We start from the raw sequence: 13863 nt of genomic DNA, 5'->3' as shown, positions 1-13863 counted from the left end.
GGAAAACCGGTGCCTAACCGGCGGGTGTCTCCAGCACGAACACCCAGCCGGCGACGGGAACCTGCTTTTCGCGGCGCGGTGAGCAGGGCTCCAGGAGACGCACCGTGAGGCCGGCCGCCGCGGCCGCCTGCTCGATGTGGCCGCGGGTGTGGGCGTAGCGACGCGCCGGTCCCAGCGCGAAACCCTCCGCCCCGTCCAGCCGTTCCGCCGTGGCGGCGAACCGGCCGCCCGGGCGCAGCGCGGCGGCGGCGGCGGCGAACAGCGGCGTCAGGTCGCCCACATAGACCAGCACGTCGGCCGCGGCCAGCACGTCCCAGGAGCCGGGCGTCGCCCACAGCGCGGCGCCGATGTCGCAGACCCGCACCTCGTCGTAGAGGCCCCGCGCGGCGGCCTTCTCCACCATGCGCGGCGCCAGGTCGACGCCGGCCAGCCAGTCCGCCCACGGCCGCAGTTCCACCCCTGCCAGGCCGGTGCCGCAGCCGAGGTCGAGGATGCGCAGCCCCGACGGGGTGCCCCCGACGCGCTCCAGCGCCTCGCGCACCAGCGCCGGACCCCGGTAGTCCAGCTTCCCCACGAGATCGGCATCGAACCGGTCGGCGTAACGGTCGAACAGGGCGCGCACGTAGGCCGGCGTCAGGTCCGCCAGCGCCCCGCCCTCCAGCGCCGCGATCAGCTCCGCGGCACCGCAGACGTCCGCCTCGTCCAGCGCGCGGGCCCGGCGCAGGGCGGCCAACGCCTTGCCGGCCTCCCGCAGTTCGATCCAGGCACGCCCCACCTCCAGGTGCAGGCGGGCCTCATCCGGACAGCGGCGGACCAGCGGTTGCAGCAGCTCCAGGGCGGCCGGCGCCTCGCCGGCGGCAGTCAGCAGGGCGCCCAGCTCAATGGCCGTCGCCACGTCGTCGGGGCGCAGGAACACAGCCTCCCGGTACTCCCCCACCGCCTCCGCCGGACGGCCGGCGCGGACCAGCGCGCGGGCCAGTCCGCGGCGCACCGCCGCGGCGTCGGGCCGCTCGGCCGCAAGGTCTCGGAACGCCGCCACCGCCGCATCGGGCGCGCCGGCTTCGGCCAGCGCCTCGGCACGGCCGAATCGCCAGGGCCAGGGGGACGAATCGCGGGCCAGAGCCTCGGCGAAGGCTTGCGCCGCCTCGCCGGGGCGGCCGGCCGCGCTCAGCGCCTCCGCCAGGGCGGCGCGGGCCTCGGCGCTGTCGGGGGCAAGCGCCACGGCGGTACGGAACGCCGCCTCGGCCGCCGCGGAATCGCCGGCGTAGAGCCGCTGGAATCCGGTCTCGAAACAGGCCTCCAGGGTGGTCGCCCCGGCGTCGCCGCCGGCCGGCGGGCTATCACCAAAGCCATAGAGTGAGGGAGCGATGGACACCGTGTCGCACGTCCGGATCCGGAGAAAGAGCAATGCTCTGCACTGCCGCGCCGCAAAAATCAAGATCCCTTTGAAAACAGGTGTCTATTGTGGATTTTTCGCCACGCACCGCCGCACCTGCACAAAACTGCAACACAGCCGGCCCGCGACAAGGGAATCCCGGTGAATCAAGGCGCTGCCGCACCCGGTCGAAAGTTTTAGTGCGAAGGAGATGAGTGGGCGCCGAACCGGCCGGAATCGGCGATTGTGGTATTACCGGGAATCAATTGGGTTGACGCTGGTACAAATTTCGGAAAATGATCGGCCCGCGTCCGATTGGGAGACGCGGTCATTCTTGTAGGAGGCGGTCGCCGTACAGAGACTCGGCGGCCGGGAGTCAAATCCGTGCCACGGCACGGTCCCCGCGGGCAGGCGGGACAGCAAAAGGGGGACGGAGAGATGCGTGGTCGGGTTCGACGCATGCGCAGAACGCTCGGAGGGCTTGCGGCCCTCGCCATCGGCATGGCCCTGGCACCCCTCGACGCAAAGCCCGCAGCCGCAGGCCAGGACGCCTGCGTATCCCACGCCGTGGAGGCGGAGCGGGCGCTGAACATCCCCGCCGGTCTTCTGGTCTCGATCGCCCTGGTGGAAAGCGGCGTCGGCGGCACCCCCCATCCCTATGCCATGAGCGTCAACGGCCGGGCGGTTTTCGCCAAGGGCACCGAGGACGCCGCCCGGCATCTGCGCGATGCCAAGGGCCGCCTGCGCGACAACGTCTACGTCGGCTGCATGCAGGTGTCGCTGAGCGTCCACCGCGGCAAGTTCCAGCCGCTGGAACGCATCGTCGACCCGCGGGACAACGTCTGGTTCGCCGGCCGCCTGCTGGTCCGCCTGCACGGTGAGTTCGGAAGCTGGCGCTCCGCCGTCGCCCGCTACAACGGCGGCTCCCTGCGCCGGGCGGAGGGGTACGTCTGCAAGGTGTGGCAGCACCTGGCCGCCCTCGACACCGACAGCGCGAAGCTGCTGGAGTCCTCCGCCTGCGACGACGAGCGCACACCGGCCATCGCGCCGCGCACCCGCCGCACCTTCCACAACAGCCAGGTCGCCGCAATCAACTGATCGGGCCGGGGCCGCACCGGACGGGATGACGGCGGCCCCACGGGTGCGCTACACCGCGGGTCATGAATTACCGTCACGCCTTTCACGCCGGCAACTTCGCCGACGTCCTGAAGCACGCCGTGGTCGCGGCGATCCTCGACCGGCTGCGGGCCAAGCCGGCGCCCTTCTGCGTGCTGGACACGCACGCCGGCATCGGCCGCTATGACCTGGCCTCGGACCCGGCGCAGCGCACCGGGGAGTATGTCGGCGGCATCGCCGCGCTGTTCGGCCGGCCGCCGCCGCACCCGGCCCTCGCCCCCTATCTGGACGCGGTGCAGGACCTCAACCCCGACGGCTCCTTGCGCTGGTATCCCGGCTCACCACTGCTGGCGCGCGCCCTGATGCGGCCACAGGACCGGCTGGTGGCGGTGGAACTGCACCCGGAGGACGCCGGGACCCTGAAGCGGGAGTTCGCCGGCGACCCCGCGGTGGCGGTGCACCGCGGCGACGCCTACGCCGCGCTGAAAGCCCATCTGCCGCCGCGCGAGCGCCGCGGTCTCGTCCTCATGGACCCGCCGTTCGAGGAGCCGGACGAGTTCACCCGCCTCGCCGACGGCCTGGCCCGCGCCCACCGGCGCTGGCCGACCGGCATCTACGCCCTGTGGTACCCGATCAAGGAGCGCCCGGCGGTCTGGCGCTTCCACGAGGCGCTGGAGGCCACCGGCATCCGCCGCATCCTGCTGGCCGAACTGACCATCCACCCCGAGGACACGCACCTGCGGCTCAACGGCTGCGGGATGGCGATCGTCAATCCGCCCTGGACACTCGACACCGCGCTCGGCGAGGCGCTGCCGGCGCTGCACGCCGCCCTGCCCGCCACCGGCGGCGGTGCGGGCGTGAGCTGGCTCGTGCCCGAGTGACGGCGCCCGCCGCACCCCCTACATTATTGCAGCGGGTGCTCGGGCCCCATCGCAGCGGAGGTGTTTCGATGCTCATCGGCGTGCCACGGGAAATCAAGAATCACGAGTACCGGGTGGGGCTGACACCGGCCTCGGTCCGCGAACTGGTCCATCACGGCCACCGCGTCGTCGTGGAAGCCGGGGCCGGCGCCGCCATCGGTCTCGACGACGACCGCTACGCCGCCGCCGGGGCGGAGATCCTGCCCGACGCCCCGTCCGTGTTCGCGCAGGCGGAGATGATCGTCAAGGTCAAGGAGCCGCAGCCGGCGGAATGCCGCATGCTGCGCGAGGGGCAGGTGCTGTTCACCTATCTCCACCTCGCCCCCGATCCGCAGCAGACGGCGCTGCTCGTGGACTCCGGCGCGGTGGCCATCGCCTACGAGACGGTGACCGACCGGTTCGGCGGCCTGCCTCTCCTCGCCCCCATGAGCGAGGTGGCCGGCCGCATGGCCGTGCAGGCGGGCGCCCACTGCCTGGAAAAGGCGCAGGGCGGGCGCGGCGTGCTGCTGGGCGGCGTGCCGGGAGTGGTGGCCGCCAAGGTGGTGGTGCTGGGCGGCGGCGTCGTCGGCACCAACGCCGCCCGCATGGCCATGGGTCTGGAAGCGAAGGTGATCGTCCTCGACCGCTCGCTGCCGCGCCTGAAGGAACTCGACCTTCAGTTCGGCGCCAAGCTGCAGACCATCTACTCCACCGTCGACGCCATCGAGGAGCATGTGCTGGAAGCCGACCTGGTGATCGGCGCGGTGCTGCTGCCGGGTGCCGCCGCTCCCAAGCTGGTGACCCGCGACATGGTCGCCCGCATGCAGCGCGGCGCCGTGGTCGTCGACGTGGCCATCGACCAGGGCGGCTGCTTCGAGACGTCCCGCCCCACCACCCACGCCGATCCCACCTATGTGGTCGACGACGTGGTGCATTACTGCGTCGCCAACATGCCCGGCGGCGTCGCACGCACCTCCACCTTCGCGCTGAACAACGCCACCCTGCCCTTCGTGCTGGCGCTGGCCGACCGGGGCTACCGCGCGGCCCTGGCCGAGGACCCGCACCTGCGCGCCGGCCTGAACGTCCATCACGGCCGCGTCACCTTCAAGGCGGTGGCGGAGGCGCAGAGCCTGGACTACCAGCCGGCCGAGGACGCGCTGCGGCTGTAGTCCGCGGCCGCGGAGCCGGGGTCGCCTTGCATGAGGTCAACCATGAATGTGCGTGGCATTCTGTACCGTCCCGGCCGAAAGGCGGTGTCCTTGCAAGAGATGCAGGATGTCGTTGAGAAGGGCGAGTATCCGTGAGGATTGCTGCCGACACGATCCGCCGGGCCATTTCCGATCCCGGTTGATGCCGTCCGGAAGGACTTGGCCTCAGCCGGCATCCGGGTAGCGGATCTCCACCACCTCGATGGTTTCGGGTCCGGCGGGGGTGCGCAGGATCACCTCGTCGCCCTCCTGCGCCTTGAGCAGGGCGCGGGCGATGGGGGAGATCCAGCTCACCCGGCCGCAGTCGGTATCCACCTCGTCGACGCCGACGATGGTGACGGTGTTCTCCTCGCCGCCGGCACGGGCGTAGGTGACGGTGGCTCCGAAGAAGACGCGGTCGCGGGTCTTCTGCTGCGCGGGGTCCACCACCTCGGCGCTTTCCAGGCGCTTGTTCAGGAACCGGATGCGCCGATCGATCTCGCGCAGCCGCTTCTTGCCGTACAGGTAGTCCCCGTTTTCCGAGCGGTCGCCGTTGCCGGCGGCCCAGGCGACGACCTCCACCACCTTCGGCCGTTCCACCCGCAGCAGGTGGCGCAGCTCCTCGCGCATGCGCTCGAACCCGGCCGGTGTCATGTAATTCTTGGTGCCGCGCGGCAGGCGTGCGCCTTCCGGCGCGTCGTCCTCGTCGTCGCCGTCGCTTTCCCTGACGAATGCCTTGCTCATGCTCGGGGACCCCATGGGCGTGGTGCCGGAGCGGCCCGTTATCCCGGATCGGACCGCCGCTTGGCAACCCCCGGACGCACCCCGTCGTCAGAGGCCGAGCTTTCCCCGCGTCCAGGACACCAGCGCGTTGGCGGGCATGGCGCCGCTGGTGCGCGCCACCTCCTGTCCGCGGTGCAGCAGGACCAGCGTCGGGATCCCCTGGATGCGGAAGCGGCCGGCGAGGCGCTGTTCCTCGTCGGTGTTCACCTTGACGAGACGGACGTGCGGCTCCAGCGCCCGCGCCGCCTGCTCGAAGGCCGGCGCCATCATGCGACAGGGGCCGCACCATTCCGCCCAGAAGTCGATCAGCAGCGGCAGGTCGCCCTTCTCCGCATGATGGGCGAAGCGCTCGGCGGTCAGCGCCACGGGATGGCCCTCGAACAGGGCGGCGTGACAGTGGCCGCACTTGCCCGCCAGTGCCGGCTTGTCCGGCGGCAGGCGGTTGACGGTGTCGCAACGGGGGCAGACGACGTGCATGGGCGTGGCTCCGTTGGGGGTCATTCCGGAACGAACAGGTGGTCGTCGATCAGCGCCTTCACCGTGCGGCCACTGACCACCGCGACGATCACCGTGGCGGCGGCCAGGAACAGGCCGGCCATGACCGCGCTCACCGTCCCGCCCACCGCCTGGTGGTAGCCGATGGCGGCGATCGCCATGGCCGCCGAGGGGAAGGTGAAGGCCCACCACGACACAGCGAACGGCACCTTGAGGAACAGTCCGGACAGGCGCACCAGCAGCAGCGCCGTGAACAGGGCCGTGAAGAACAGGAGCCGCGCCCCCGCATCCAGAACCCCGCCGTTGAGCTGCATCCACGACAGGAACCCGACGGCGGGCGGAGCCAGGAAGATCACCAGCGTCGGAACCAGCCGGGCCGGCATCATGTCATGGAAGATGACGCGGTAGAGAAGTATGGGAAACAGCGCCAGCCAGAACACCAGGCCGACGGAGAAGAAGAACCAGGACACCTCGACGTGGCCGAGCTTCACCCCGACCAGCGGCGCCAGCACGTTCCCCACCACGGGGATGAACCAGGCGGGGTTGAAGGCGTGCAGTTCCAGGTTCCGGCTGATCCAGCGCCCCATGATGGCCAGCGCGAACCCCAGGTGCAGGGCCACCGCCGCCACCCACAGCACCTCCGCCGCAGCCGGTGCGTGGGGCAGCGCGCCGCCGGCCAGGATCATCAGGCCGATCGACATGGCCGGGAAGAAGTTGGTGCGGACGGGATGGTCGAACTCGTGCCGCACGGCAGCGGGATGCTTCACCGCCTTCGTCAGGTACAGGGCGGCGACGGCGACGAAGGCCAGGGCCGCCAGCGCCAGGATCGCCTCGCCCGCCGCCGCCGGCAGGCCCAGCACCTCATGGGCCCGCCGCCACGCCAGCCCCAGGCCGCCGATGCCCATGACCGTGGCGAACAGCGGGACCGGCACATGCATCAGCCACGTTCCGGGTTCGGCTGCTTTCGCCGCATCGGGTCCCGCCGCGGCCGGGGTGCCCACAGGAAGGTTCACAGCCATGCCGTCACTCCCGTCTCATTTTAGAGCTTGCTTATGTACACCCGCGCCGCAGCGCCGTTCAAGACAGGGGATGGAGCATCGGCGTCATGCCGGGCATGCATTCACGGTACCGCGCGGCCCTCCCTTTGCCGGCGGTGGCAACTCCGCCGCCGAGCATCGTGATCGACGAAGAATACAAACAACGGAGACGGAGCATGATCTTCGACACATGGACCGGACTGCTGCGGGTGGTCCTCGTCGGCGTACCGGCCTATGCGGCACTGGTGCTGCTGCTGCGCGCATCGGGAAAGCGGACGCTGTCCAAGATGAACGCGTTCGACTTCATCGTCACGGTGGCGCTGGGATCCACCCTGGCGACGGTGCTGCTGTCCCGGGACGTGGCGCTGGTCGAGGGGGTCGCGGCGTTCGCGGTGCTGATCGGCCTGCAATACGCCATCACCTGGCTGTCGGTTCGCTCCGACCGGGTACGGCGAATCGTCAAGGCGGAGCCGAGCCTGCTCCTGCACGACGGCCGTCCCCTGGACGGCGCCCTGAAGGCGGCGCGGGTTACCCGCGAGGAACTGGAAGCGGCCGTCCGGTCCGGCGGCTACACCGACCTCGACGGGGTCGGCGCGGTGGTCCTGGAAACCGACGGGACTTTCACCGTCCTGCAGCGCCCGGGGCCCGTCGGCGTCGACCGACGGCCGGAAACCTGAGAAGATCGGGGTGGCAGCTCAGGGCGCCCGGTTGAAATGGGCCATGACCGCGGCACGGGCGAGCTGCTCCAGGTCCACCGGGCGCCGCAGGACGAAAAAGCTGTAGGCGCTGCCCAGCCGGTCCGCGGCATCGTCGGCGGCGTCCCCCAGCAGGGCCATGGGCACGCCGAGAAAGTGACGGTAGAGGGTCTCCACGGCCTCGGTTCCGGTCGGGCCGCGGGAAAAGCTGCAGCTTGCGATCACCAGATGCACATCGCCAACCTTTGATGGCGGATATTGAAGCGCCTGATCGCAGTCAGAGTAGCGGATGACGGAGAAGCCCATGGACGTCAAGCCTTCCTCCACATTGCGGGGCTCTCGTCCGTTTTCGTCGCAAACAAACACGACCAGGCTGCGAGAGAACACCGCCGCCATCATGAGATCGTCCTCCTTACCCCACATAGGGTAAGATTTCATAAGGCACGCCTAATCAGTCAATCAAAAATTGGTTCTAGTTCCGAGGGCGTGCAGCGCAGCCGGAGAGCACCGAACGGGCTAGACAACCAACGTTGTTATCGTGTCTGTGATAAAAATCAGACCGCACCGCACACATTGTTTTTATCTGACTTCCTCTGAATTTTCCATTTTTTGGCCAGGTTTCGGCCTTCGCCGGGCACCGCTTCGGCAGCGGAGCCCGGCCGGCCGCCGATCATTCCGCGGCGGCGAGATAGTACCGCGTGGCGCTGCGGTCCGGCTCCCCGGTGCCGGCGCCGACGCCGAGCGTGCGCCCGACCTCCTCGATCGTCGGGTGGCGGCGGTAGGAGGCGGCGTAGCGGTCCAGCGCCGCGAGGCAGCCGGCCAGGTCGCCGGAGCCGACGGCCCGGCAGTCCTCGAACGCCAGCGGCTCCGGGCGGAACCAATGGGTGATGTAGCAGTCCTCGCGCCCGTCGAGCGTGAGGGTGAGGGCGAAGCGGCCCTCGTGCCCGATGCGGGCGTGCGCCGCCCGCAGCCGGGCCTGGACCTCCTCGATGGTCATGATGCTGTGTTCCTTCACGGGTGAATTGCTTCAATCAGGCAGCCGCATCCATGGCGGTACCGGGCGGCGGCCGGTCGGCGATGCGCCGGGCCCAGGCGACGTCGCGGGCCAGCACCCCGATCAGGGTGCGGGCCGGCCCGGCCACCTCGGCGGCGGTGTCACCGCGCAGATGCCGGCCCAACTGCATGGCCAGCCCCTCGGCTTCCGCCTCGACCCACAGGGCGAAGCGGCGGGCCCGTTCCGCATCGTTCCGGTACCAGCGCGGCAGGTGCGCGTGGCTGCGCTCCATGTCGCCTTCCCAGACGCTCATACGGAACAGGCCGCTGGGCGAGCGTTCCGCGGCCATGGCGCTCAGGCGGCCTCCCGCCCGTCCGTGTCCTCCCGCCGCAGGATTTCCGCCTTCTTGCGGGCGAACAGGCCGGTGATCCGGTTGCGGGCCGCGGGGTCCACGGTGCCGATCTCGCGCAGCCGGACGCCCACTCCGGCCCGCCACACCTCCTCCAGATCGTCCAGGTCGAGGCAGCCGGCGAGCCGGGTCGTCACCTCCGCCTCGAACGCCTCGATGGCGGCCGGCTGCAGGTCCGGGTTGGCCTTCGCGGCGAAGAACGCCTCCGATTCCTCCCGGTACTTGCTGTCGTCGAACTTCCCCATATAGACGTCGGCGGCCAGGCCGAGCTGGAGCAGGCATTTGCCCACGGCGTCGGTCATCGACATCTTGAAGCACTCGTCATCCGGCGCCTCGATGCCGTTGCGCCGGCGCACCATCTCGGTGCCTCCCCACTGCGGGCCGGTCCAACACCGTTCGCCCGTTTCCGGGTCCAGGTACCAGACGCGGGCGCAGATGAAAATCATGCGCTCGGCGATGGTCCAGTCCATCTGCTCGTACCCCCAACCCTTGCCGATGGGACCGAAGACCTCGGTCATCATCTGGAAGCGCCAGGTCGGGTCGATCTGGGTGCCGCGGAAGCCGCCGCCGCGGGTGAAGGGCTTGGTCGCTCCGGGATCCGTCCGCTTCAGCCGGTTCCACAGGTGCAGATGGTCCATCGCCGCCGCCGCGGGCTTGGTCTCGGCGGCCCTGGTTTCCGGCGCGGCGGTCTCGGCGACGGTGTCGGTCTTGCTCATGCGTCCCATAGTCGGGTCCTTTACACCAGCGTTTCGTTTCTCCCCGCTCCCCAGCCTGCTGCCAGCACGGCGTGCAGATCGGGCTCCGGACCGGGGTCAGGAGGGGGAGCGGGCTCCCAGGGTTCCGCGCACTCCAGCGCCCGGCGCGGCGGCGGGCCATAGTTGAGGCTGAGGCGTCCGTCGCGGCTGCGGGCCACATAAACCCCCTGACCGGCGCCGGCTACGAAAGCGACGCGCGCATCGGCGGGCATCAGGGCCTTCAGCGCCGCCTCGGCCTCGCGCACCGCCAGGGCCGCCGGCCGCCGCTCCGCCAGCTCCGCCGCCAGCGCGGCGAACCGATTGTGGCGCGCCATATCGACGACCCGGCGGGATTCAAGGCGTGGCGCCGGCACCGGTATGCCGTCGCCCGGCTCCACATCGTTGGCGACATGCCACTGGAACGCCTCCAGCGTCGCCAGCAGCCGCGCCGCGTCGGCCGGACGGGCTTCGACCCGCAGCAGGGAATGACCGCCCGGCCGCAGGATCGACAACACGCCACGGTGCAGGCCGGTGACCAGGAACTGGTGCTGGAGCTGCCAGTGGTAGCGCTCCGCCAGCTCCGCATCCGATGCGAAGCCGCCGGAAAACTTCGCCTCCACCAGGGTGTCCGGGTCCCCGACCGCCGACGCGTCGCTCCACGTCAGGAAGTCGGGGTGGGCGATCAGCCAGGGGTGGCGGGGGTGCACCCGGGTGTCCCCGGCGGCCACGCAGGCAATACCGGTGGCACGCGTGACGAAGCGGGGGTGCAGCGGCTCCGTGGCAATGCCGATCTGCACCGCCGCGATATGGTCCAGATCCGCCGGCGCCGCCCGGCCGGTCTTCTCCCGCCACAGCGCCGTCCAGTCGCCGGCCATCACCCGCCCGGCATCCGAAGAGCCCAGCCGCCCCGCCCGAAAGTCCCTCTGTTCCCGCGTGATCGCCATCCGCCCACAGTCCTGATGCGGTTTCGCACCATTGACCGCCGCAACACCGCGACGGCCCTAACATATGGGTGCGAACCTGCACAATTCAAGAACAAAAAGAGAACCTTGGACGTAGCCATAAGCAACGGCGGACCGCTGTTGCAGGGATTTGCAGAAAACACCGGGTATCGCGCCGGGCTTCGTGAGGGGAACAGCGCCCGATTACGCGGCGGCGGCCGTCATCACCTTTTTCAGATCATTGGGGAACACCGGCTTGTGCAGGACGCGGAAGCCGTTGCGCTCCGCTTCGGCGAGACGCTCGGGCGTGGTGTCGCCGGTGAGGATGATGCCGGGCACCTCGCGGCCGACCACGCCCTGGATGGCGACCAATGCCTGGGGTCCCGTCCGGCCGTGCTGGAGCTGGTAGTCGGCGAGCAGCAACCGGGGCCGCCGCCCGTCCTTGCGCAGCATGGCCATGGCCTGATCGCCGGAGCACGCGGCGATCACATCGTAGCCCCAGCCCTCCAGCATGGCCTTGAGGCCGAGCAGCACGATCGCCTCGTCGTCGATGACCAGCACCATGCCCTTGGCGGGATCGTCGGCGGCGACCGCGCGAACCTCGCGCGGGTTGGCCGGGGCCGCCAGGCTTGGCAGCGTCACCGCGAAGGTGGAGCCGCGGCCGGGAACGGAGCGCACGGTCACCGGATGGCCCAGCAGGCGGGCCAGCCGCTTGACGATGGCCAGCCCCAGGCCGAGACCGCGCTCGTTGCGCGATTCGTCGAGCTGGGTGAACTCCTCGAAGATGCGGTCGATCTGGTGGGCGGGAATGCCCACGCCGGTGTCCCACACCTCCAGCCGCACCGTGCCCTTGCCGCGGCGCGCCCCCACCAGGACGCGGCCCGCGGGGGTGTAGCGCAGGGCATTCTCGATGAGGTTGCGCAGGATGCGCTCCAGCAGGGCCGGGTCGCTGCGGACCCAGGCGCCGGTGCGCACGGCGCGCAGCTCCAGACCCTTCTCCCGGGCCCGCGGCGCGTACTCCGCCGCCAGCCGGCCCAGCACGTCATCCAGCCGCACCGCCGCCGGCGTCGCGACAATCTTGCCGGATTCCAGGCGCGACATGTCCAGCAGGCTGTCGAGCAGCGTCTTCAACGTGCCCAGCGCCTCGCGCAGGTTCTCCAGCAGCGGCATCGACGGATGGTCGCGCAGCCGATCGCCCAGCGCCGCCGCGAACAGCAGCAGCGACTGGACCGGCTGGCGCAGGTCATGGCTGGCGGCGGCCAGGAACTTGGACTTGGCGATGTTGGCGGCGTCCGCCTCCTCGCGGGCGGCGCGCACGGCGTCCGCGTCGCGGCGGCGGTCGGTGACGTCGACGGCGGCGCAGGTGATGCCGACCACCGCACCCGCGGGGTCGCGCAGCGGCTCCACCGTCAGGTCATAGTAGCGGTGTTCACCCCCCACCCGAGCGCACACCTCGCCGCTCTCGCCCTCGCCGGTGGCCAGGACACGCCGCTTCATGGCGATGATGCGCTTCACGTCCTCGGGCGGGCTGCCGCCCAGGACCTCACGGTCGGTCCGTCCGATCACCGCCGCGGCGTCGGCCGGGCCGTTGTGGATCCAGGTGTAACGCAGGTCGCGGTCCTGGTTGGAGACGATGACACCGGAGTTCTTGAGGGCCGTGCGGAAGCGCGCTTCGGCGACGCGCAGGGCCTCTTCGGTGCGCGTCCGCTCGGTGATGTCGATGCCCGATGCGATGAGGTGGGTGATCCGGCCGGCGCCGTCGGTCATCGGTGCCAGGGTGAAGTCGATGATCCGCAGGCCACCGGCGGCGCCGCACAGGGCGGTGTCGAAGCGCGAAGGCCGGCCGCGCGCCGCCGATTCCACGGCGTTGCGCAGGCGGGCGCGGTCGGCGTCGCCGCACCACCAGGCGATGGCGTCGAAACGCTGCCCGAGAGCGTCGGCGATGGCCAGCCCGGACATGTCCAGGGCCGCGCGGTTGGACTGGAGCACGACGCCCTCGGGGTTCAGCACGACGGTGAAGGCCGGCAGGGAGTCGAGCACGTCGGCGAGGTGGCGCTCCTTGGCCCGCAGCTCCCGCTCGCGCGCCTCCAGCGCCTCGGCCATGCTGTCGAAGGCCTGGCCCAGCAGGGTGATCTCCGACCGGCGGTCGCCCAGTCCGGCGCGGGCCGACCAACGGCCGTCGCGCCAGTCGCGCGCGGCGTCCACCAGCGCCTGCACCGGCCGGCGGATGAACAGGGTGCCGCCGATCCACGCCGCCAGTGCCGCCACCACCAGACCCAGCAGCGTCATCGCCAGGCCGCGCAGGGTGGTCTCCTCCACCTCGGCCATGGCCCGCGCATGGTCGAGCCCGACGCTGATGAACAGTTGGTGGTCGTTGTCGGCCGCCGGCGTGAAGGCCAGAACGCGCATGGTCCCGTCGAGGCCGGGGGCAACGGTTACCCCGGTGCGCGGATAGCGCTTGTCGCCCTGCCGCAAGGCCGTGTCGAGATCGAGATCGAGGCGCAGATGACTCTCGGGGAGGCGCGTCCCCACACCGCCGGCGTTGTCCGGCAGACGCACCAGGATGATCCCGTTGCGGTCGGCCACGGTCAGGCTGGCCCCTTCGGGCAGCGTGCGGTCCGACAGGATGTCGGCCAACCACGGAAGGTCGAGCGTCACCGCCACGACGCCGGCCCGCTTGCCGTCCGGCCCGGCATAGGGAACGGCGAACGGCAGCACGGGCCGCCCGTCGGGCGGCCAGCGGGTGAAGGCGCCGATGGTGAAGGCACCGGTCTCCATGGCGCGCGCGAACAGCGCGCCGTCGACCGGGCTTCCCACCGCGTCCGGCGCACCGCTGCACAGGATGCGGCCGTGGGCGTCGGACACGTACACCGTCTGGTGTCCCGGAGTCAGCGCGGCCAGCCGCTCCAGGTAGACCTGGCAGCGATCCAGCTCCGCCGCCCGCAGGAAGGAGGACTCGGCAACCACCGTCGCCGCCTGCCGCGCCCCTTCGATCAGGCGCGCCTGCTCACCCTCCACCAGGCGCAGAAGCCGTTCCGCCTGGTCGGCGACCACCGACTCACGCTGCTCGCGCAGTTCGGCGACGCCGTAGGCCTGGATCGCCAGCGCCGGCAGCACGGCCAGCAGGATCAGAAGGAAAAGGCGCGTCAGCAGGGTCATGTGCGGGTGCGACCTGTCGCGGTAAGAACGGCGAAATCC

Annotated in this window: 14 protein-coding genes; 4 read left to right on the top strand and 10 right to left on the bottom strand. The window is 70.7% G+C overall.

The window, feature by feature from the left end:
* Positions 1–13: 13 nt before the first annotated feature.
* Positions 14–1375 carry a tetratricopeptide repeat protein gene (locus G472_RS31575; protein WP_245593405.1) on the bottom strand — a complete coding sequence of 454 codons (1362 nt, stop codon included), beginning with the start codon at positions 1373–1375 and terminating at the stop codon, positions 14–16.
* A gap of 459 nt (positions 1376–1834) precedes the next feature.
* On the opposite strand from G472_RS31575, the gene G472_RS0106050 reads away from it, so the two are divergent.
* The 3 genes from G472_RS0106050 (at position 1835) to ald (ending at position 4559) form a co-directional block, all read left to right on the top strand.
* A complete protein-coding gene (locus G472_RS0106050) occupies positions 1835–2473 on the top strand; it encodes a transglycosylase SLT domain-containing protein (RefSeq protein ID WP_245593404.1) in 639 nt (212 codons plus the stop codon).
* Between the two features lie 62 nt (positions 2474–2535).
* The gene (locus tag G472_RS0106045; protein ID WP_029007655.1) at positions 2536–3372 is read left to right on the top strand and encodes a 23S rRNA (adenine(2030)-N(6))-methyltransferase RlmJ; all 837 of its coding nucleotides are present in this window, start codon (positions 2536–2538) and stop codon (positions 3370–3372) included.
* A 68-nt stretch (positions 3373–3440) separates the two neighbouring features.
* Positions 3441–4559: an alanine dehydrogenase gene (gene ald, locus G472_RS0106040; RefSeq protein WP_029007654.1), complete on the top strand. Its 1119-nt coding sequence runs from the start codon at positions 3441–3443 to the stop codon at positions 4557–4559.
* 204 nt (positions 4560–4763) lie between these two features.
* Here ald and greB read toward each other — a convergent pair whose 3' ends face one another.
* From greB to G472_RS0106025, 3 genes are all read right to left on the bottom strand, one after another.
* Complete coding sequence (gene greB, locus G472_RS0106035; RefSeq protein ID WP_029007653.1) at positions 4764–5321, bottom strand: transcription elongation factor GreB; 558 nt, start codon at positions 5319–5321, stop codon at positions 4764–4766.
* Positions 5322–5408: 87 nt separating this feature from the next.
* The gene (gene trxC, locus G472_RS0106030; RefSeq protein WP_156927014.1) at positions 5409–5837 is read right to left on the bottom strand and encodes a thioredoxin TrxC; all 429 of its coding nucleotides are present in this window, start codon (positions 5835–5837) and stop codon (positions 5409–5411) included.
* Positions 5838–5857: 20 nt separating this feature from the next.
* Positions 5858–6793, bottom strand: a complete 936-nt coding sequence (locus G472_RS0106025) for an SLAC1 anion channel family protein (RefSeq protein WP_035691127.1) — start codon at positions 6791–6793, stop codon at positions 5858–5860.
* 275 nt (positions 6794–7068) lie between these two features.
* Here G472_RS0106025 and G472_RS31570 point away from each other — a divergent pair, with 275 nt between their 5' ends.
* Positions 7069–7569 carry a DUF421 domain-containing protein gene (locus G472_RS31570; protein WP_035691126.1) on the top strand — a complete coding sequence of 167 codons (501 nt, stop codon included), beginning with the start codon at positions 7069–7071 and terminating at the stop codon, positions 7567–7569.
* Positions 7570–7587: 18 nt separating this feature from the next.
* Here G472_RS31570 and G472_RS39690 read toward each other — a convergent pair whose 3' ends face one another.
* The 6 genes from G472_RS39690 to G472_RS0105990 form a co-directional block, all read right to left on the bottom strand.
* Positions 7588–7764: a hypothetical protein gene (locus G472_RS39690; protein ID WP_156927013.1), complete on the bottom strand. Its 177-nt coding sequence runs from the start codon at positions 7762–7764 to the stop codon at positions 7588–7590.
* Between the two features lie 493 nt (positions 7765–8257).
* Positions 8258–8584, bottom strand: a complete 327-nt coding sequence (locus tag G472_RS40015) for a hypothetical protein (RefSeq protein WP_245593403.1) — start codon at positions 8582–8584, stop codon at positions 8258–8260.
* Positions 8585–8618: 34 nt separating this feature from the next.
* On the bottom strand, positions 8619–8930 hold the full coding sequence (locus tag G472_RS31560; protein ID WP_245593402.1) for a hypothetical protein: 312 nt from the start codon (positions 8928–8930) through the stop codon (positions 8619–8621).
* A 5-nt stretch (positions 8931–8935) separates the two neighbouring features.
* Positions 8936–9706 (bottom strand): hypothetical protein, encoded by a 771-nt coding sequence (locus G472_RS0106000; protein WP_245593401.1) that lies wholly within the window; start codon positions 9704–9706, stop codon positions 8936–8938.
* A gap of 20 nt (positions 9707–9726) precedes the next feature.
* Positions 9727–10668 (bottom strand): YqaJ viral recombinase family protein, encoded by a 942-nt coding sequence (locus G472_RS0105995; protein ID WP_029007648.1) that lies wholly within the window; start codon positions 10666–10668, stop codon positions 9727–9729.
* Positions 10669–10869: 201 nt separating this feature from the next.
* On the bottom strand, positions 10870–13824 hold the full coding sequence (locus G472_RS0105990) for a PAS domain-containing protein (protein ID WP_029007647.1): 2955 nt from the start codon (positions 13822–13824) through the stop codon (positions 10870–10872).
* Positions 13825–13863 lie beyond the last annotated feature (39 nt).

Origin of the sequence: Azospirillum halopraeferens DSM 3675 (assembly GCF_000429625.1) — a bacterium.
Lineage (GTDB): Bacteria > Pseudomonadota > Alphaproteobacteria > Azospirillales > Azospirillaceae > Azospirillum > Azospirillum halopraeferens.
Note: the sequence above shows the minus strand (reverse complement) of the source record. Positions and strands in the feature narration are given on the sequence as shown.

What these genes read in the sequence shown, in the direction of transcription:
- G472_RS0106050 (WP_245593404.1), top strand. Translation starts at nt 1,835, where the DNA reads ATGCGCAGAACGCTCGGAGGGCTTGCGGCCCTCGCCATCGGCATGGCC.
- G472_RS0106045 (WP_029007655.1), top strand. Translation starts at nt 2,536, where the DNA reads ATGAATTACCGTCACGCCTTTCACGCCGGCAACTTCGCCGACGTCCTG.
- ald (WP_029007654.1), top strand. Translation starts at nt 3,441, where the DNA reads ATGCTCATCGGCGTGCCACGGGAAATCAAGAATCACGAGTACCGGGTG.
- greB (WP_029007653.1), bottom strand. Translation starts at nt 5,321, where the DNA reads ATGAGCAAGGCATTCGTCAGGGAAAGCGACGGCGACGACGAGGACGAC.
- trxC (WP_156927014.1), bottom strand. Translation starts at nt 5,837, where the DNA reads ATGCACGTCGTCTGCCCCCGTTGCGACACCGTCAACCGCCTGCCGCCG.
- G472_RS0106025 (WP_035691127.1), bottom strand. Translation starts at nt 6,793, where the DNA reads ATGCATGTGCCGGTCCCGCTGTTCGCCACGGTCATGGGCATCGGCGGC.
- G472_RS31570 (WP_035691126.1), top strand. Translation starts at nt 7,069, where the DNA reads ATGATCTTCGACACATGGACCGGACTGCTGCGGGTGGTCCTCGTCGGC.
- G472_RS40015 (WP_245593403.1), bottom strand. Translation starts at nt 8,584, where the DNA reads ATGACCATCGAGGAGGTCCAGGCCCGGCTGCGGGCGGCGCACGCCCGC.
- G472_RS31560 (WP_245593402.1), bottom strand. Translation starts at nt 8,930, where the DNA reads ATGGCCGCGGAACGCTCGCCCAGCGGCCTGTTCCGTATGAGCGTCTGG.
- G472_RS0106000 (WP_245593401.1), bottom strand. Translation starts at nt 9,706, where the DNA reads ATGAGCAAGACCGACACCGTCGCCGAGACCGCCGCGCCGGAAACCAGG.
- G472_RS0105995 (WP_029007648.1), bottom strand. Translation starts at nt 10,668, where the DNA reads ATGGCGATCACGCGGGAACAGAGGGACTTTCGGGCGGGGCGGCTGGGC.
- G472_RS0105990 (WP_029007647.1), bottom strand. Translation starts at nt 13,824, where the DNA reads ATGACCCTGCTGACGCGCCTTTTCCTTCTGATCCTGCTGGCCGTGCTG.